The sequence below is a fragment of the Bradyrhizobium sp. LMTR 3 genome (assembly GCF_001693485.1).
In the GTDB taxonomy this organism is placed as follows: domain Bacteria; phylum Pseudomonadota; class Alphaproteobacteria; order Rhizobiales; family Xanthobacteraceae; genus Bradyrhizobium.
Genome location: NZ_MAXC01000023.1, coordinates 432,028 through 449,979, shown reverse-complemented (window position 1 = coordinate 449,979; position 17,952 = coordinate 432,028). Strand labels below are relative to the sequence as shown.

The 17,952-nt window shown below is 63.3% G+C and carries 19 protein-coding genes; 7 read left to right on the top strand and 12 right to left on the bottom strand.

Annotation, left to right across the window (positions count from 1 at the left end):
* Window positions 1-13 precede the first annotated feature (13 nt).
* Window positions 14-1,705, bottom strand: coding sequence for a putative bifunctional diguanylate cyclase/phosphodiesterase (locus LMTR3_RS19205; RefSeq protein ID WP_065746580.1), 1,692 nt, complete (start codon window positions 1,703-1,705; stop codon window positions 14-16).
* A 233-nt stretch (window positions 1,706-1,938) separates the two neighbouring features.
* On the opposite strand from LMTR3_RS19205, the gene LMTR3_RS19200 reads away from it, so the two are divergent.
* The gene (locus LMTR3_RS19200; protein WP_065746579.1) at window positions 1,939-2,226 is read left to right on the top strand and encodes a hypothetical protein; all 288 of its coding nucleotides are present in this window, start codon (window positions 1,939-1,941) and stop codon (window positions 2,224-2,226) included.
* Window positions 2,227-2,297: 71 nt separating this feature from the next.
* Here the strand turns inward: LMTR3_RS19200 and LMTR3_RS19195 are convergent, their stop codons facing one another.
* The 4 genes from LMTR3_RS19195 to mtgA all read right to left on the bottom strand — a co-directional run bounded on the left by LMTR3_RS19195 (window position 2,298) and on the right by mtgA (window position 4,639).
* Window positions 2,298-2,735, bottom strand: coding sequence for a VOC family protein (locus tag LMTR3_RS19195; RefSeq protein ID WP_065746578.1), 438 nt, complete (start codon window positions 2,733-2,735; stop codon window positions 2,298-2,300).
* Window positions 2,736-2,763: 28 nt separating this feature from the next.
* Window positions 2,764-3,486, bottom strand: a complete 723-nt coding sequence (locus LMTR3_RS19190; RefSeq protein WP_065746577.1) for a hypothetical protein — start codon at window positions 3,484-3,486, stop codon at window positions 2,764-2,766.
* Between the two features lie 138 nt (window positions 3,487-3,624).
* Window positions 3,625-3,807, bottom strand: a complete 183-nt coding sequence (rpmF, locus tag LMTR3_RS19185; protein ID WP_028347701.1) for a 50S ribosomal protein L32 — start codon at window positions 3,805-3,807, stop codon at window positions 3,625-3,627.
* Window positions 3,808-3,961: 154 nt separating this feature from the next.
* On the bottom strand, window positions 3,962-4,639 hold the full coding sequence (gene mtgA / locus LMTR3_RS19180) for a monofunctional biosynthetic peptidoglycan transglycosylase (protein WP_065746777.1): 678 nt from the start codon (window positions 4,637-4,639) through the stop codon (window positions 3,962-3,964).
* A gap of 186 nt (window positions 4,640-4,825) precedes the next feature.
* Between mtgA and LMTR3_RS19175 the strand changes: the two genes are divergently transcribed.
* Together LMTR3_RS19175 and LMTR3_RS19170 are read left to right on the top strand one after the other, a co-directional pair.
* On the top strand, window positions 4,826-5,746 hold the full coding sequence (locus LMTR3_RS19175) for a polyprenyl synthetase family protein (RefSeq protein WP_065746576.1): 921 nt from the start codon (window positions 4,826-4,828) through the stop codon (window positions 5,744-5,746).
* Between the two features lie 121 nt (window positions 5,747-5,867).
* On the top strand, window positions 5,868-6,548 hold the full coding sequence (locus LMTR3_RS19170) for a DUF1345 domain-containing protein (RefSeq protein ID WP_065746575.1): 681 nt from the start codon (window positions 5,868-5,870) through the stop codon (window positions 6,546-6,548).
* A 59-nt stretch (window positions 6,549-6,607) separates the two neighbouring features.
* Here LMTR3_RS19170 and LMTR3_RS19165 read toward each other — a convergent pair whose 3' ends face one another.
* Together LMTR3_RS19165 and LMTR3_RS19160 are read right to left on the bottom strand one after the other, a co-directional pair.
* On the bottom strand, window positions 6,608-8,377 hold the full coding sequence (locus LMTR3_RS19165; RefSeq protein ID WP_084029711.1) for a caspase family protein: 1,770 nt from the start codon (window positions 8,375-8,377) through the stop codon (window positions 6,608-6,610).
* A 218-nt stretch (window positions 8,378-8,595) separates the two neighbouring features.
* Window positions 8,596-9,024, bottom strand: coding sequence for a GFA family protein (locus tag LMTR3_RS19160; RefSeq protein ID WP_065746574.1), 429 nt, complete (start codon window positions 9,022-9,024; stop codon window positions 8,596-8,598).
* 101 nt (window positions 9,025-9,125) lie between these two features.
* On the opposite strand from LMTR3_RS19160, the gene LMTR3_RS19155 reads away from it, so the two are divergent.
* Window positions 9,126-9,500: a nuclear transport factor 2 family protein gene (locus LMTR3_RS19155; RefSeq protein WP_065746573.1), complete on the top strand. Its 375-nt coding sequence runs from the start codon at window positions 9,126-9,128 to the stop codon at window positions 9,498-9,500.
* A gap of 25 nt (window positions 9,501-9,525) precedes the next feature.
* On the opposite strand, the gene LMTR3_RS19150 is transcribed toward LMTR3_RS19155, so the two are convergent.
* The 3 genes from LMTR3_RS19150 to ispG form a co-directional block, all read right to left on the bottom strand.
* Complete coding sequence (locus tag LMTR3_RS19150; protein WP_065746572.1) at window positions 9,526-10,866, bottom strand: Rieske 2Fe-2S domain-containing protein; 1,341 nt, start codon at window positions 10,864-10,866, stop codon at window positions 9,526-9,528.
* 155 nt (window positions 10,867-11,021) lie between these two features.
* Window positions 11,022-11,915: a TauD/TfdA dioxygenase family protein gene (locus tag LMTR3_RS19145; protein WP_065746571.1), complete on the bottom strand. Its 894-nt coding sequence runs from the start codon at window positions 11,913-11,915 to the stop codon at window positions 11,022-11,024.
* A gap of 228 nt (window positions 11,916-12,143) precedes the next feature.
* Window positions 12,144-13,427: a flavodoxin-dependent (E)-4-hydroxy-3-methylbut-2-enyl-diphosphate synthase gene (gene ispG, locus LMTR3_RS19140; protein WP_065746570.1), complete on the bottom strand. Its 1,284-nt coding sequence runs from the start codon at window positions 13,425-13,427 to the stop codon at window positions 12,144-12,146.
* Between the two features lie 268 nt (window positions 13,428-13,695).
* Between ispG and LMTR3_RS19135 the strand changes: the two genes are divergently transcribed.
* On the top strand, window positions 13,696-14,571 hold the full coding sequence (locus LMTR3_RS19135; RefSeq protein ID WP_065746569.1) for a sulfurtransferase: 876 nt from the start codon (window positions 13,696-13,698) through the stop codon (window positions 14,569-14,571).
* 126 nt (window positions 14,572-14,697) lie between these two features.
* On the opposite strand, the gene LMTR3_RS19130 is transcribed toward LMTR3_RS19135, so the two are convergent.
* Both LMTR3_RS19130 and LMTR3_RS19125 read right to left on the bottom strand, forming a co-directional pair.
* Window positions 14,698-15,636 (bottom strand): DMT family transporter, encoded by a 939-nt coding sequence (locus LMTR3_RS19130; protein WP_065746568.1) that lies wholly within the window; start codon window positions 15,634-15,636, stop codon window positions 14,698-14,700.
* A gap of 36 nt (window positions 15,637-15,672) precedes the next feature.
* Entirely contained in the window at window positions 15,673-16,158 is a 486-nt protein-coding gene (locus LMTR3_RS19125; RefSeq protein WP_065746567.1) for a Fur family transcriptional regulator, read from the bottom strand.
* Window positions 16,159-16,312: 154 nt separating this feature from the next.
* Between LMTR3_RS19125 and LMTR3_RS19120 the strand changes: the two genes are divergently transcribed.
* Both LMTR3_RS19120 and LMTR3_RS19115 read left to right on the top strand, forming a co-directional pair.
* Window positions 16,313-16,792: a MarR family winged helix-turn-helix transcriptional regulator gene (locus LMTR3_RS19120; protein WP_065726370.1), complete on the top strand. Its 480-nt coding sequence runs from the start codon at window positions 16,313-16,315 to the stop codon at window positions 16,790-16,792.
* Window positions 16,785-17,951 (top strand): HlyD family secretion protein, encoded by a 1,167-nt coding sequence (locus LMTR3_RS19115; protein ID WP_065746565.1) that lies wholly within the window; start codon window positions 16,785-16,787, stop codon window positions 17,949-17,951. Before LMTR3_RS19120 ends, LMTR3_RS19115 begins: the two co-directional genes overlap by 8 nt.
* Window position 17,952: the final 1 nt, after the last annotated feature.

Genomic DNA, 17,952 nt, shown 5'->3' with positions numbered 1-17,952 from the left:
GCGGGGACGACGGCTACCCCGCTGCCGGCAGCACCGTCTCAGCCGCCGCCACCCACGGACGCTGCGGCGACGCCAGCCCGATCAGGCGGCCCTGGATGTAGTCGCAGCCCCATTCGCGTAGCATCACGGCGGTTTCTTCGTCCTGCACCCATTCGGCTACCGTTTTGATCTGCAGGCGGTTGGCCAGATCGATCAGCGTATGCACGAAGGCGCGATCGTCGGCGGAGCGGGCGATGTTCTGCACGAAGGCGCCGTCGATCTTCACGATATCGACGCCGAGCTTGCGCAAGTTGCGGAACGAGGTGTAGCCGGCGCCGAAATCGTCGATCGCGATCTGGCTGCCGAAGCTTTTCAGTCGCGTGATGAAGCCCCTGATATCGTCGAGGTCCTGGATCGCAACCGTTTCGGTGATCTCGACGATCAGCCGCTCGCCGGCGCCGGGATGCGCCTGCATCAGCGATTCGATTCCGGTCCACCAGTCCGGGTCCATGGTGGTGTCGGGCGAGATGTTGAGGCTGAGCCGCACGTTCGGCGACGCCGCGAGCTCGGCGACCGCGAGTTCGAGCACGCGATGATCGACCAGCCGGATCAGGCCCAATCGCTCGGCGACAGGAACGATATCGGGCGCCAGCAGCGCCTGCCCGTCCTCCTGCTCCATCCGCACCAGGCATTCATAGAACGCCGGCTGCCGCGAGCGCGCTTCGACCACGGGCTCAAAGGCGGTGACGATCCGCCGCTCGTTCAATGCAGTGACGATCTCATCGGTGACGCGGATGTTGACGCGGCGCTGGGCGTCGCGCTCGACGTTCGGCTTCCACAGCGAGAACGATCCGGCGCGGCGGCGCTTGGCGTCATCGAGCGTTTCCTGGGCGCGGTTGACGGCCTCATCGGCGTTGCGGGCGTAACGGGGGATGCTGATCGCGCCGATCGAGGCCGTCACCGAAACGGGGCCGGATTTGGTCGGGATTACCTCGTCGCGGACCCCTGCCAGGAAACGCTCGGCCGCGATATTGGCGTCTTCGACGGTGCAGTTCCTCAAGATCAGCCCGAACTTGTTGCCGGAGAAGCGCCCGAGCACGTCGCCGCCGCGCAGCTTGGCACGGATGCGCTTTCCGACTTCGGCAATCACGGCGTCCGCGACATCGAAGCCGAAGGCATCGTTGACGCGCGCCAAATGATCGATGCCGATCAGCATGAAGGCGCAGGTCGATCGGAGACGCATGGCTTCCTCGATCGCTTCCGCCAGCGAGGCGATGAGATGCGTGCGATTGAGTTCACCGGTCAGCGGATCGTGCATCGAGAGCTTCAGCAATTGCTCGTCGCGGGCACGGCGCTCATTGTTGATGCGGACAATGCCTTGCGCGCGTACTGGCTTGCCGTCGGGCCCTGCGAACCAGCAACCGGTTTCCTCGATCCAGAGTACCGGCGCGGAGCTTGAGGCTCGCACGCCATATTCGATCCGGTAGGCGACGCCTTCGCCGCCCCGCGGCGGTGGCGATCGAGTGAGGGCGTCCGTCCGGATCGAACGGGAGGGCTCGATCAACCCGGCGAACCCGGCGCCACTCGTCAGCGCTTCCGCCGGAATGTCGGTGAAAACCGCGCCGGCATTGTCGCTCCAGGCGATGGTGTCCGCTATTAGGTCCCAAACGAAAGCCGCCTGGCCTAGCGAGGCAAGAATGCTGGAGGCTTCCGGGACAGGGGGCATCAGATCGCCTCGATTCGGGACACCGCCGGGTGATTCCCTTGGGCCTTAAGGATAGTGGCTGTTTCGAACGAGAGGCTAGGCAAAGTTGATAAATAATCCGGAAACCATGTTTCACGGACTTTCCGGGTCAGCCGGGAACGAAGCGGAATGGAGCGGCATAGGCCTTGCGAGGTCAGATCGCAGTGGGGCGTTTCGTCCCGAAACGTGACAGTTTTAGCCGGTTGCGGTGCGCGATGCTGGATATCGATCGATCAGACGAAATTCTGGACGGCGAGTTCGTCAACCTCGACGAGCCGGTCTGCGTCGAGCTGGTGCCGGTCGCCCAGTCCGTGCACTGGTCACAGAGAGCGGCGATGCCGCGGCCCGATCCGACCTTCCTCGCGCAGTTGATCGCGACCGCCGATCAGACGCCGCAAACCCGCGGCCTGAGGCGGGCTTCGCTGGCCGATGCGCAGACGGCCTATGGCGCCAACCAGATCCGGTGCTGCAACACCGGCTTCCGGACACGGCAAACCATCTAGTCTAACAACGGCTCCTTGTGAGACGCGCTCGCTGACATTGGTCGCCCTTCGTCACTGTCGTCGTATTGCGCTCAGCCAAGTTCCTGGGCGAGTCCGATGAGAAGCCCTTCAGGCCCGCGGATGTAGCAGAGCCGATACACGTCCTTATACTGGACTACTTCGCCTACGAGCTGCGCGCCGCGGTTGCGGAGCCTTTCAAGCGTCTCGTCGATGTCGTCCACGGCGAACATGACGCGGAGGTAGCCTAGAGCGTTAACCGGGGCGTTGCGGTGATCCGCGACGGCAGGCGGCGTGAGGAAGCGGGATAGCTCGAGCCGGCCGTGGCCGTCCGGCGTGCGCATCATGGCAATCTCGACGCGCTGATCGCCCAGTCCAGTGACACGTCCGGCCCATTCTCCTTCGATCGTGGCCCGCCCTTCGAGCTCCAGGCCGAGCTCGCGAAAGAAATCAATCGCCCCTCCGAGGTCATCGACGACGATTCCTACGTTGTCCATCCGTTTGAGCGCCATGTGTCCAACCTACAAGGTGTCGTCCAGATCAGCGCTGGTGGGTATCTGGCTTGTCCGGTGATGGCGCCGGACCTGACGGGGTCGAGCCCGGCTGCAGTCCCGGCGACGGAACTTCCGGTGACGAGACTTCCGCTGATGGGACTTCCTGCGACGGTGCTTTGGGCGAGGTGGTTTCGGGCGCGGCCGCAGGCTGTGCTGGTTTCGGTTCGGGGGGATCCGCCAGCACCGATTCGGCGACCGAGGTTCCGGCCGGTACGGCTGGTGCAGCAGGTGCCACTGTCGGCACAGGGGCGGATTGGGGCTCGGCCGCCGGCGCCTCGACTTTTTGGGCGTCCTTTGCTGGAGGCGCAGGTGCGGGCGCAGGCGCCGCCGCTGCGACGACGGCACGGCGTCGTGTCCGCAATGCGAGGCCGGAGACGAAATCCACCAGCGACAGCGCCGTCATCAGGAAATAGGTCGAGGTGCCGAACTTCGGCCACAGCAGGAATTCAGCCGCCGCCGCCCCGAACACGATCAGCGACAGCAGATGGTCGGTGAGATATTTCGCGCCGGGCCGCGCGCCTTTGATGACCTCGGCCAGCAGCAGCAAGATGCTGAGCGTGAGCAGCACGTCGCTCAGCGTCACCGTCCATTCCGCACCCGACATCAAGGTCAGCTTCACCAGCGGATCGGTGAACGATACCTCCGGCATCAGGAAGACGATGATGTTGTAGATCGCGAGCGGAATCAGAAGCAGCGGAAAACCGACCATGGGTATCACGCCTTGCTAGGAAAACCGGAAATGTCCCCAGGGCAAAGCGCATCGCTTCGCCCTATTGGAACCGTTGGCCCACTCGTTGGCCAAATTCGGGCAGGCGCCACTGGAAGCGGCGCCTTGTCCCCCATCCGGTCAGGATTCCTTCTTCTTCAGCACCTGCCGGCCCTTGTACATGCCGGTCTTCAGGTCGAGATGGTGCGGACGGCGCAGCTCGCCCGAATCCTTGTCCTCGGCATAGGTCGGCTTCTTCAACGCATCCGCCGAGCGGCGCATGCCACGCCGCGAGGGCGATGTTTTTCTTCTGGGAACGGCCATAACAGTCCTCTAGGGGTGTTGTCGGAGGCATCCGTCCGAAACCAGACCGCCCAGCGCTTCGCGCACGGGCTGCGATGCCGATAAGGCCGCGCTTATAGAGGATGGGCCGGCGTAAAGCTAGGGCAGGTTGCGCTAAAAGCGGCCGAAAATTGGCTCAAAAAGCCCGATTCTCGCTCCAGCAGCGCTGTAGCGCCGCGGCATTGGCCCGCGCCATGTAGGTGGCGGCCAGACGGCGCACCCCGGGGCCGGGATTGCGGGCGCTCCGCCTGACAGGGTTGGGCAGGATCGCCGCCAGCAAGGCGGCCTCGCGCGGCGACAGGGTCGAGGCCGAGCGGCCAAAGGCGTAGAGGGAACCTGCTTCCGCCCCGAACTGCCCGGACGGGCCGAGTTCGGCGATGTTGAGATAGATTTCCAGGATCCGTTGCTTGGGCAGCACCAGATCGATCCACATCGCGAGCGGTAGTTCCAGCACCTTGCGGACAACGCTGCGGCCCGGCCACAGGAACAGGTTTTTCGCCACCTGCTGGGTAATTGTCGACCCGCCGCGGGTGGGTTCGCCGTCCTCGGCGTCGTCGATTGCGTCCTGCAGCGCACCCCAATCGACCCCGCGATGGCTGCAGAATCTGGCGTCTTCGGAGCCGACCACCGAGCGCGGCAGGTAGGGCGAAATCGCTTTGAAATCGATCCATTGCCGCGACACCGGCGCGCCCTTGAGCCAGCGCCAGGCCATCAGGGTCGAGACCGGATGCCCGGTGCGGTACAACGGCGTCACCAGATAGGGCAGCAACAGCACCGCCAGCAGGATCAGCAGTAAGATTCGGACAATCCGCAAATTCGACGCTTCCGGTTCTGCCCAAGCCGGCCCGGGTCCGATCAATAGGCCCCATCCAAGTGACATCTCCATGATATTTCGTGGGTTTTCCAGCCCCTTTTAAGGCGCTGTGACCGATGTCATGGAATTGACGAAGCGCCCGCTATCAAACATTGTCCGGGCCAAATTGATCTGGAGCTATTCTTAATGACGACCGCCACTGCCGATTTCGCCAAACGACTGGACCAGACCGCGGAGGACACCGAAGCGCTGCTGGCGGAGCTGTTGTCCGATACGCTGCTGCCCGACGAGATCGCGCGGCCGAAGCGGCTGATGGAGGCGATGCGCTACTCGAGCCTCAACGGCGGAAAGCGGCTGCGCCCCTTTCTGGTGGTTGAAAGTTCCGCAGTGTTCGGCGTCCCGCGCGAGGCCGCGCTGCTGGTCGGCGCGGCTCTCGAATGCATCCATTGCTATTCCCTGATCCATGACGATCTGCCGGCGATGGACAACAGCGATTTGCGCCGCGGCCGGCCCACGCTGCACAAGAAGACCGACGATGCCACCGCGATCCTCGCCGGCGACGGGCTATTGACGCTGGCGTTCGACATCGTCACCCGCGACGAGATCCACAAGAACGCCAATGTGCGCCTGCTGTTGACGCGGGCACTGGCGCGCGCTTCCGGCATCGGCGGCATGGTCGGCGGCCAGATCCTCGACCTCGCCGGCGAAGGCCGCTTCGGCGACCGCGAGCCGGTCGACGTGGCGCGGCTGCAGCAGATGAAGACCGGCGCGCTGTTGCGCTATGGCTGCATCGCCGGCGCGATTCTCGGCCAGTCCACGCCGAAGGAATACCAGGCGCTCGACGATTACGGCCGCGCGCTCGGCGAGGCGTTCCAGATCGCCGACGACCTGCTCGACGTCGAGGGCGACGCCGCAGCGCTCGGCAAGCAGACCGGCCAGGATGCGGCGCTCGGCAAGACCACCTTCGTCACCCAGCTCGGCATCGACGGCGCCAAGCAGCGCGTGCGCGATCTCCTGGCGCGCGCCGATTCCGCACTGTCGATCTTCGGCGCCAGGGGCGACATATTGCGGGCAGCCGCGCGCTTTGTCGCGGAGCGCAGGAACTAGAGCTTCGGCTCTGATTGAAATCAGAACCGAAGCTCTAGATTCATGTTTTGACGCGTTTTCTTCACGCGAACCGGTATCCACTTCGCTCGAAAACGCTATAGCGCGTATCGAAGGCCAGCGGATGGACAAGGAATTCGAGACACACCTTGTTCGCTTCCAGAACCTGCCGATGCCGGTCCGCGTCGTCTACGGACGGCCGCGGACCTTTATCGCGCTCGCGGTTGGCGGGGCCGTATTCTTCCTGGTGCCTGACACGCTTCGGCTCGCGACGCGTCTCATCGTCGGCTGGGATGTCTTCGCCGCGCTGTATCTCGTACTCGCTTACATTATGATGCTGCGCTGCGACGTCGGCCATATCAGGCGCAGCGCGGTGTTGCAGGATGACGGGCGCTTCCTGATCCTGTTGGTGACCGCGTTCGGCGCCCTCGCAAGCCTTGGCGCGATCGTGTTCGAACTCGGCGCCTCGAAAGGCAATCCGGCCGGGCTCATCCTGGCGACGGCGACGATCGCATTGTCATGGGCGCTTGTGCATACCGCCTTTGCGCTGCACTACGCCCATGATTTCTATCGCGGCAAAAAGCCCGGCGGCCTGCAGTTTCCAAGCGGCGACGCACACAAGGATGCGGATTACTGGGATTTCGTCTACTTCTCGTTCGTGATCGGCATGACCGCGCAGGTTTCCGACGTCGGCATTACCGACAGGATTATCCGCCGCACCGCGACCGTGCACGGCATCATTTCGTTCGTGTTCAACACCGCGCTGCTGGCCTTGATGGTGAATATCGCGGCGAGCGTGATCTGAAAAGCAATTGGCCCCGCTGTCGCGGCGCCAATGTGGACTTGATCTGATGCCGGCCGCCGTTACGGGCACACGCCCGACATGATGGCCTGGTAGCCATTGCAGCCCTGCTGGCGTTCGAGGCCGGTGAGCGGGCGGCCACTGGCCCCGATGCTCGGATCCCGTCCGTGATAACGCCCGGCGGTGGCCTGCCTGCCCCGCGGCACCTGATACGGCCTGGCTTCCAGCGCCCGCCGCGGTTCGGGCTTCCCGCGCTTGGCGACCGGCTTCCTGGCGCTACGCTTCTCGCATTCATTGTCGTCGTTGAGGTACGAGCCCTCGGCACAGACAATCTTGGTGCAATGGTCGCCCTCGGCCTTGAAGCCGTGTTCGCAGACCAGCGGGCACACACGGGTCGACTTCAGCTTGATCGTATCGAGCGTATCGACGCTGGCGACCTTGGTGTCGAGCTTGGTTCCGGCGTAGCGGTTGAACAGGGTCAGCGACCGCTTCGAGGCGCTATTCCAGTTGCCATCGGCATTGCTGGTCAGGCAGCCGACGCGTTGCAGTTCGGCCTGTACCGACTTGGTGACGTCGGCCTGCGGCGGGCCGGCCGAGAGGGCAGCAACGTTTACGGCTTTGTCCTTCTCCGCGGGTGCCGGAGCCGACGCCTTGTCGGCGGCGGCGCTTTCGGCGGCGACGCGCTTCTGCTCGGCTGCTGCCGCCTGTTCCTGCGCCACCTGCTTGGCCTTTTCAGCCGCGATGCGCGCCTGCTCGGCGGCTTTGGCGTTGGCCTCGGCCTTCGCCTGCTGCGCCTTCTGGGCTCCCTCAGCGGCGAGCCGCGCCCGCTCCTGCTCGGCGAGCCGTGCCTTCTCGGTAGCCGCAACCCGCATTTCTTCGGCGGTGATCTTGTCGACCTGAAGCTTGGCGAGGCTGGCGTAGAAGCCATCGGGATATTGCGCGAGGAAGGCGTTGAGCGCGCTCTTATTGCCGATCTGCAGCGCGAGTTCGTAATCGCGGCGGGCTTCGGCCTGTGCGCTCAGGGCTGGCGCGGCGGCCGCCGGCGCTACGCGCGGTGCCGGCACCAGCGGCACGTCTTCACCGCCGAGCGAACCATACACAAAGGGTTCCTGCCGATTGTTGGTGGTCTTGAGCACCTCGTCGCGGACAAAGCCGAACGCGCGGCGCACGTCGAGCCCGGGCTTGGTCAAATGATTGGACAGCGCCGACGTGAACGGGCTGTTCTTGCCATCACCGTCGGCCGCGGTCGAACCGGCCTTGGCCGAATAGGCGATCAGGACGTTGGGGCTGGTCGGCTCGACCTTGGCCAGGCCTTGCCCGATCGCGCGCGACGCGATGGTACGCTTCATGGTGCGGGCAAACGGATTGTCACGGCAGGCGTCGAGAATCACGAGCCGCAGCTTCTTGGCCGGCTCGATTGCGATCAGGATGCGATCGAGCGAAAGGCCCTCGTCATAGATATCGGTATCGCGTTCCAGCCGCGCATCGACGGGAATCAGGTAATTCGCGCCGTCAACTTCGATCCCGTGGCCGGCGTAGTAGACCACGGCGATATCGGCATCGCGGGCGCGATCGGCGAAGTCGCGCAGCGCGCGACGGGTTTCGGCTGCCGGCAAGTCGCGGCGGGAATCGACGACGTCAAAACCGGCGTCCTTCAGCGTCGCCGCGATCTTGGAACTGTCGTTAACCGGGTTGGTGAGCGGTGCGACATTCTGGTAGGCGGAATTGCCGACGATCAGCGCCACGCGCTTCTCGGCAAAGGCCTGCTCGCTCGCCAGCAGGAAGGCGGCGGCTGCAAGTGCCCATCGGCACAATTTTAGCGATCCAGACATCATCATGACTCCTCCGGAGCCTCGTACTTTTTTACCACACCGGTCTGCCTATCAGAAGGAGCAGGCGGACTTTGTGAGTTAGGTCACGAACCACGCAGACGTGAATCGCACCCTCTCCATCCTTAGTCTGGCCAGTGTCCCGCGGGTTCGGCCATCGCCAATCACCATTTCCGCCGGGTTCCGCCCGGATATGGCGGCGAACGTGTACGCCGGCGCAATCACCGCGGCACGACATGTTCCTGAAATTGCGGCAGGTCATCCGTGATCGAGCACCAGGGCGCCTTGGAGCCGACGAAGATGTGGGCCGATGGACGGATCGAGGGATCGTCAACCAGCGTGCCCATGGCGACATGGACGAAGGCGCCGTCGCGCACCAAGGAATAGAGCAACGAGCCGCATTTGGGGCAATGCGCGTTGTGGTTCGCCGCATCGCCATAGATCATGATGTTGTCTTTGCCTTTGGTGACATCAAACTTGTCACGTGCGATGCCGGCAAACGGCTTGAACGCCGAACCGGTGGTGCGACGGCAATCCGAGCAGTGGCAATTCAAGGCGTATGCGAATTCGTCCGCCACCGCATAGCGCGTCGCGCGACAGAAGCATTCTCCGGCAAGAATGCGAGCCTTCGATTTTGCTGAACCCGCCACCCGCAATCCCTCGCACCTGTGATGAACTCACCATAGCGCAATGCCCCGGTTCGTGGCTTAATTCAACTCGAACAAATTTCAAATGTCGGGGAGGAATAGCTGTGAGTCATGACCGATCGACCGTCGAAGCCGTGGTGCAGAACTATTTCGATGGCCTTTATGAGGGCGATGCCGACAAGCTCGGCGCGATCTTCGACCCCTCCGCCGATTTGCGCTGGTTGGAGAAGGGCGAGTTGCAGGTGCTGAGCGTTCCGGACTGGCTCGATCGCGTGCGAAAGCGGCCGTCGGCGAAGGCTGAAGGAAAGCCGCGCGAGGATTTCATCGTCACGATAGACCGCTCGGACGAATCCACCGCCTTCGTCAAGGTGCGCTGCCAATTGCCGCCGCGCTATTTCACCGATTATCTGGTGGCAATGAAACTGCGCGACGGCTGGAAGATCGTCTCGAAATCCTACCGCTACGATCTGCGCGAGTAATAATGACGATGGATCGAGCCTGCCCCTACTCCGCCGCCGCGTTCCTGCCGGGATCGCCAACGTAGCCGGCCGCATCGCCGAACCGCTCGATCATGACGGCGGTGAGGTCCTTGGCTTTGCTGGTGACGCAGGCGCCAGAGCGCACGGCGTAGCGGTCCTGATGCTTCAGGTGCGGCGGTGTCTCGCCCTTCTGCAGCGCCCGGGCGGCGTCCATCACGAGCTTGCGGAAATGCATGATGCCGAGGTCGGTCGGGCCGAGATGTTCGCGCGTGCGGTCGGCGATCGGGCCCTGGCTGTCCTGCACGGCGGCGTCCTGCTCGGACACGCCCCTGATGCCGGTGTAGCTATGGGTCTTCTGCAGCTTGCGATCGATCAGGTAGTCGTTCGACTTGTTGCGCAGCGGCACGTAGTTCTCGTCGACTTCTGCAATGACGCCGTTGCCGCGATCGTAGGCCGCACGCTCGGCATCCGTAATCGGGCGTTCCGGATTCCAGGCATAAGTATAGATCCAGCAATTGGTATCGGTGACCGGCACAAAGCTCTGACCGAAGATGTTCTCGCCCGGCATCGCGCTCGGCGCATAGGCATGCACCGGCATCAGGAACTGGGCGATGCGCCAGTAGATATTATCGCCGCCGGTGAGACGCCCACCTGCGATCGTGAGCCCGGCGTCATGCGGGTTGATCTTGATGACGGGGCGCGGATCTTCCGCAATCCAGCGCATGTGATCGGTGGCCACGCGCACAAGCGGATTCACAAAGTGCTTCTTGATATCGAGGATCTCGTTCTCTTCCTTTTCGAAGGAGAGATGCGCGAAGGTAAAATGCGCGGTGTCGATCGAGCCTTCCAGTGCCTGCACCCAGTTGCAGTCCTGCCATTTCTTCGAAACGTAGCGATGCGAGGGCGGCACCAGTGCCATTTCCAGATCGGGCAGCTCGGGCACCTGATCGACGGGCCCCATATAGGCCCAGATCATGTCGCCCCACTCGCGTACCGGATAGGACTTGATGCGGATCAGGTCTTTCGCATTGAGGTCGGGATAGGAGGTCGGCATGTCGACGCAGCGGCCCTCTGTGTCGAACTTCCAGCCGTGATAGACGCAGCGGATGCCGCACTCCTCGTTGCGGCCAAGCCAGAGATTGGCGCCGCGATGCGGGCAATATTGATCGATGACGCCGACGACGCCGCTTGTGTCGCGGAAGGCGAGAAGTTCCTCGCCCATGACGACGATCTTCTTTGGCGGACCGTCGGCCTCAGGTAACTCTTCCGACAGCAGCACCGGAATCCAGAAGCGGCGCAGCAGTTCGCCCATGCCGGTGCCTGCACCGCTCTCGGTGAGGAATTTGTTGTCTTCGGCGCGGAGCATGAGGGCCTCCCGACCTTGTTTTTGCTTTTGCGGAAGATTGACGCAGGCGCGATTGCGCGTCAACGCGGTTCGCGTCGTAGGGTGGGTTAGGCGAAGCCGCAACCCACCGACCTTGGTGCGGCGGATTACGCTTGCGCTAATCCGCCCTACGAAATTTACACCGGCCGCTCGCCCTTCACCGTCACCCGCGTGCCTGACCGCGTATGCGGCCAGTAGTCCCACATCGCGCGGTGCTGGGCGCAGCGATTGTCCCAGAACGCGATGGCGTTTTCCGTCCAGCGGAAGCGGCACTGGAACAGCGGGTTCTCCGCATGCTGGTAGAGATAGGCGAGCATGGCATCGCTCTCGTCGCGCGGAATGCCGATGATGTGGCGGGTGAAGCCGCGATTGACGTAGAGCGCCTTCTTGCCGGTGACGGGATGCGTGCGCACCACGGGGTGTTCGGCACGCGGATATTCTACCCGGTCGGCGACGCCATAGTTGGCGTAGAGCCCGCGATAGGTCTGCTCGCCGTCGTGCAATGCGGTCAGCCCGTCGAGATAGGCCTTCATCCGGTCCGACAGCGCCTCATAGGCCGCATACATGTTGGCGAACAGCGTGTCGCCGCCGTGCGGTGGACATTGCTTGATGTAGAGGATCGATCCCATCGGCGGCTCGACGTCGCAGGATACGTCGGTGTGCCAGCCCTCGCCATTGGCGCGCGGCGAATCCTTGTCGGCATAGATCTTCATCAGCGCCGGGTCGCCCTCGTTGGGCGCCGCCGGATGCACATGCAGTTCACCGAACTTCCGCCCGAAAGCGAGATGTTGCTGCGGGGTGATATACTGGTCGCGAAAGAAGATGACGAGGTTTTCGGCGAGCGCGCGATGGATTTCGTCCATCTGCCGGTTGGAGCGCGCGTCGTCCGAGACGAGCTTGCCGATATCGACACCGGAAATTTCCGCGCCGATGATTGGCGTGAGCTTCTCGACCGCAATGGTCTCGTAAGGTTCGGCTTCGTCGGCCACGTGCCGGTAGCGCGGTCCCTGCTTGCCGGACAGCGATGACATGGGCGTTCTCCCAACCGTTCTTGATTGGGACGCATCGTAGCGCAGGCGATGTCAAGCGCAATGCAGTAGGTGTCGTCCCGGCCCATATGCGCAATTGCGCATCAGGAGCCGGGACCCATAACCACAGGAGCACATTGTTGTGAAAGCTGGAGCCACAGCCCAGGCATAACCACAAAGCCCTGTGGTTATGGGTCCCTGCGTTCGCAGGGACGACGGGCAGAGATAGCCTTACTCCGCCGCAGTCACCGGCGTCTTGCTGCCGCTGCCATACCGCTGGTCGATATAGTCAATCACCAGTGCCTTGAAGTCGGCGGCAATCGTCGGTCCGCGCAGGGTGCGGAACTTCTTGCCGTCGACGAACACGGGTGCGGCCGGCGCTTCGCCGGTGCCGGGCAAGGAGATGCCGATATTGGCGTGCTTGGATTCGCCCGGGCCGTTGACGATGCAGCCCATCACCGCGACGTTGAGCTGCTCGACGCCGGGATATTGCGTTTTCCAGGCCGGCATTTCCTCGCGGATGAAATCCTGGATCGAGCGCGCCAGTTCCTGGAATGTGGTCGAGGTGGTGCGGCCGCAGCCCGGGCATGCCGCGACCAGCGGCACAAAGGTGCGGAAGCCCATGGTCTGCAGCAATTCCTGCGCGACCTGAACTTCCAGCGTCCGGTCGCCGCCGGGCTCGGGCGTGAGTGAAATGCGGATGGTGTCGCCGATGCCGTCCTGCAGCAGAATGCCGAGCGCGGCGGACGAGGCCACGATGCCCTTCGATCCCATGCCGGCTTCGGTCAGGCCGAGGTGGATGGCGTAATCCGAGCGGCGCGCCAGCTCCTGATAGACTGCGATCAGGTCCTGCACGGCGGAAACTTTCGCCGACAAAATCATGCGGTTCTTGGCCATGCCGAGCTCTTGGGCACGGGCGGCCGACAGCAGCGCCGACTGCACCATGGCCTCGCGGGTCACCGCGCGCGCATCGCGCGGGTTCGGCGAGGCCGTATTCTCGTCCATCAGCTTGGTCAGCAGCTCCTGGTCGAGCGAACCCCAATTGGCGCCGATGCGGACCGGCTTGTTGTTCTTGTTGGCGATCTCGATGATGTCAGCGAATTGCGTGTCGCGCTTGTTCTTGAAGCCGACATTGCCGGGATTGATGCGATACTTGTCGAGCGCCTCGGCACAGGCCGGATATTCGGCGAGCAGCTTGTGACCGATATAATGGAAGTCACCGATCAGGGGCGTGGTGATGCCGCGCTTGCGCAGGCCGTCGCGAATGTGCGGAACGGCGGCAGCCGCCTCCTCGCGGTCGACGGTGATGCGCACCATCTCGGACCCGGCGCGGGTCAGCGCCGCGACCTGCGCGATTGTGCCGTCGACATCGGCGGTGTCGGTATTGGTCATCGACTGCACGACGATCGGCGCCCCCCCGCCGACGGCAACATTGCCGACCATGACCTGGGTGGTTTTGTGCCGGGCCTTCGGGCCGGCGACGTCGTCTTGCGGGATTATTTCGGGCTTGTTCATGGGGCCTCGAATATCAGGTTTTGGTGACATGTACCAAGGGGGCGGCGAAGGCAGTGTGCGCCTTGTCACGCAGCGGATTTTTATCTTGTGTGTTCAATCGCTTAGGCCAATCGCAGCGGCCGAAAGCAGGGCAAAAGACCTCAGTCTTCGTTAACCGCTATATTGGACAGGAATCGCCGAATTGAAAGGGTGAGCATGCGTCTGGCGGCCTTTTCATGGCCCGATGCGAGCCCTAGCATCGCCGAAACATAAATAATGGGAGGCGAGTATGCCGGCGCGAGACGAGCTGATCACGACGGCGGAACTCACTGACCTTCTCAGTCAGCCCGATCTGCGCCTGTTCGATTGCACCACCTACCTCGAACCCGCCCCTGAAGGCTCCAGCCTGCCCTATCTCACCGTGCCGGGCCGGCACAGCTTCGAGGCCGGCCATATCCCGGGCGCGGACTTTCTCGATCTGCAGGGCGAGTTCTCCGATCCCGATACCGAACTTCGCTTCATGATGCCGGATGTGGTGCGGCTCGAACGGGCGTTCGGCCGCCATGGCGTTTCAAATCAAAGCCGGGTCGTGCTGTACAGCATCGGCACGCCGATGTGGGCAACGCGGTTCTGGTGGATGCTCAGATCGCTCGGCTTCGAGAACGTCGCGGTGCTCGATGGCGGTCTCGACAAATGGAAGTTCGAGGGACGCCCGCTCGAAACCGGGCCGGCGAAGGGATACGAGCCGGCAACATTCACGGCCAACCCGAGGCCAGGTTTCTTCGTCGACAAGCACGAAACGCTTGCCGCTACGTCCGAGCGAGGCACCGCCATCGTCAACGCGCTCGGCCCGCAATTTCACAAAGGCCTCGAGCCCAGCCGCTATGGCCGGCCCGGCCGCGTTCCCGGCAGTTGCAACGTGTCGGCGGCCACACTGCTCGACCCGAAGACCAAGGTGTTCGTGCCGCTTGCGGAAGCCGAAGCCAAGTTCAACGCGCAGGGCATCACGAAGGACAAGCGCGTCGTCGCCTACTGCGGCGGCGGCATTTCGGCCACGATCGACCTGTTCCTGCTCTACCAGCTCGGTTACGACAACCTCACGCTTTACGATGGCTCGATGGGCGAATGGGCCAAGGATGGGTCGCTGCCGATCGAGACGGGATAATCTTTGTTCTCGCCGTCATTCCGGGATGGTCCGAAGGACCAGACCCGGAATCTCGAGATTCCGGGTTCGATGCTTCGCATCGCCCCGAAATGACGGCGCGCTGGAAGGATGGATCGCAACGGACGCCTATGCCGGCACGTTCGGATCCGGCACCACCTTCGGGTCCGGCTTGTTGACGAGATAGAGCCCGGCGATGACAAGCAGCGCTGCAACACCGAAGGCAATGGTCAGCGTATCGTGCAGGATGAAATAGGCGGCGACGACGCCGAACAATGGCGTGACGAAGGTGAACGACGACAGTTTGCTGGCTGAATAGGTCTTCACCAGCGCGAACCACAGCACGAAGGTGCAGCCCACCACCCAGATCGCCTGATAAGCCAACAGCGAGATCGACAGCGCGCCTGGCATGTGGGTGATCTTTTCGCCGAACAGCAGGGATGCGCAGCCCAGGATCGGGATCGATACGGCGACCTGATAGCCGAGCGCCTTTTCCGGCGCCGCGTTACGAAGTTTCGTGCCCTTGGCGATCAGCGTGGTCGCGCCCCACAGCGCGCCGCCGCCGACCACAAGCAGGTCGCCCAGCAACACTTTTGCGTCGACATTTGCCTGCGGCACGCCGATTGCCAGCGCGACACCGGCGAAGCTGAGGCCCAGCCCGCCCCATTGCATCATGCTCAGGCGCTCGCCGAGAAACTGGTAGGAGCCGAGCGCGACGAAGAACGGTGCGGTGTACAGGAACACGGCGGCGCGCGACGCCGATGTGAACACCAGCCCGCTGAAGATCAGCACGAATTCGATACCGAACAACGTGCCCGCCAGCAGGCCGGGACGGAACGAGCCGTCACGCTCGAAGAATTTCACGCCGCGCAGCCAACCGGCCAGCAGCATCACCGGCAACGCGCCGGCCGAGCGGATCAAGGCCTGCAGCATCGGCGGCACATCGGGCAGCGTTAGCTTCACCGCAATCTGGTTGAAACCCCAGCTCAGGCACAACATCAGCATCAAGGCGATGGCGCCCGGGGTGAGCGCACGCCCGGCGGAAGGTTCTGCTGGCTTGGACGACATTAATCCTCGTGGCCGGCTTGGCGCGCCGTGTTCTCGTTATTTCTGGCAATGCGCGCAGATGCCGGCGATCTCGACGACGGAGAGCTTTGGCGCGAATCCGGAGGCGCGCGCCGCCGCATTGAGGCTTTGCGCCACGGGGGCTGCGGGGATTTCGCCGACCGAACCGCAGAGCTCGCAGATCAAAAACGCCACCATCGAGGTCTCGTCATGATCATGCGCGCAGGCAAGGAACGCATTGCGGCTCTCGATGCGGTGGACGAGGCCGTTTTCCATCAGGAAATCGAGCGCGCGGTAGACCGTGATCGGCGCCGGCCGCGGCATCGATTTGGCGAGTTCGTCGATCACCTCATAGGCCCCGAGCGGGCGGTGGCTCGACAGTAGCGCCTGCAGCACCTGACGCCGGATCGGGGTAAATTTCTGCGCCCGCCGCGCGCAAACCTGTTCGGCATGCGCGATCGCTTCCGCAGTGCAGCGGCCGTGATCATGGTCGGGCGCAGGAAATGTCGGCTTTGTCAGGCTCATATCGGACCTTTGTACCAGTTTGAGGGCCAATCCTAAAGCCCACGCACGCATTGATTCCCAGCCATGTGCAGGAAGCGGATCAGGCCATTACTAACTGGGCGTGCAGAATTCATAAGCAAGCTTATTGTATTGCAGGCTTATGGAGGCTTTGGGCATGCGCGGTTCCGTGGACATGAACTTCCTGTTTACGCTTGGCGAGGTGCAACGGATGGTGCGCGCCTATGCCGACCGGCAAGCGGCGCGCTATGGCATCACCCGCGCCCAATGGGCGGTGCTGGCCAAGGTCGAGCGCACCGAGGGCCTCAAGCAGTCGGAACTGGCCGAACAGATGGAGATGCAGCCGATCACGCTGACGCGGCTGATCGACAAGCTCTGCGACAATGGCTGGATCGAACGCCGCGGCGACGAGAATGACCGCCGCGTCAACCGCCTCTATCTGCGCAAAGCCGCGCGGCCGTTGCTCGGCAAGCTCGCCGGGCTTCGCTCCGAACTGACGGCGACCGCGCTCGACGGCATCAATCCCGCCGACGCGCACCGCCTGCTCGACCAACTCGATCTGATCAAGGAAAACGTTCGCAACGCGATCCAGAATCCGGCCGGCGAACCTCCCAGAAAGGAGCAGCGCTATGGCTGATCCGGTCCTCAAATTTCCGCCCGAGCAGAAGGGCGCCCCCACACCGTCACGGCCGAAACTCGCGGCCGAGCCGCGTCGCCGGCTGATGGCCGGCATGCGGCGCTACCGGCGCTTCCTGCTGTTGGTGGTGTTGCCGTTGGCTGCGCTGGTCGCCGGCGTGACGTTCTATCTCAACGGCGGCCGCTACGTGACCACCGACGACGCCTATGTCGGCGCGCAGAAGGTTCTGATCACGCCGGACATCTCCGGCAAGATCGAGAAAGTCGTCGTGAAGGAAGGCCAGCAGGTCAATCCAGGCGACATCCTGTTTGAGATCGATCCGGTGCCATTCCGCCTCGCCGTGGCACAGGCCAAGGCCAACCTCGCGCAAACCAAGGTCACCTATGACAATCTGATCGCCGACCTGAAAATCTATGGCCAGATGAGCGAACTCTCGCAGCAGGGCATGGAACTGAAGCGGCGTGACGTCGAACGCAAGTCTTCGCTCGTGAAGAGCAATTTCGGCTCGCAGCTCGACCTCGACAACGCGTCGACCGCCCTCGTCACCGCCAGCGCCCAGTTCCAGTTGCTGCAGCAGAAGATCGCGACCGCAAAAGCCCAACTGCTCGGCAATCCCGATTTGCCGCTTGAGGAATTCCCGCCCTATGCCCAGGCCAAGGCGGCACTCGACCAGGCCCAGCGCAACCTCGACCACACCGTGATGCGGGCGCCGATGGCCGGCATTGCCACGCAGGTCGAGCAGATTCAGCTCGGCCGCTTCGTAACGGCCGGCACGCCGGTGTTCAGCATCATCGACACCTCGAACCCGTGGGTCGACGCCAACCCGAAGGAATCCGATTTCACCTATGTTGCGGTCGGCCAATCCGTCACGCTCGAGGTCGATGCGTTTCCCAATCACCCGTTCAAGGGCACGGTCGGCTCGCTCTCGCCCGGCACCGGCGCGCAGTTTGCGATCCTGCCGCCGCAGAACGCGTCGGGCAATTTCGTCAAGGTGGTGCAGCGCGTGCCGGTGCGGATCTATTTCGACAACAACGACAAGTTCGTGCGCAAGCTGAAGGCCGGCATGAGCGTCTACGCTACCATCGACACCAACCATCGGCGCTCGCTCTCAGCCCTGCTCGGCCTGTCGCCGGCGACGGCGAACCAGGACCACGATTAGC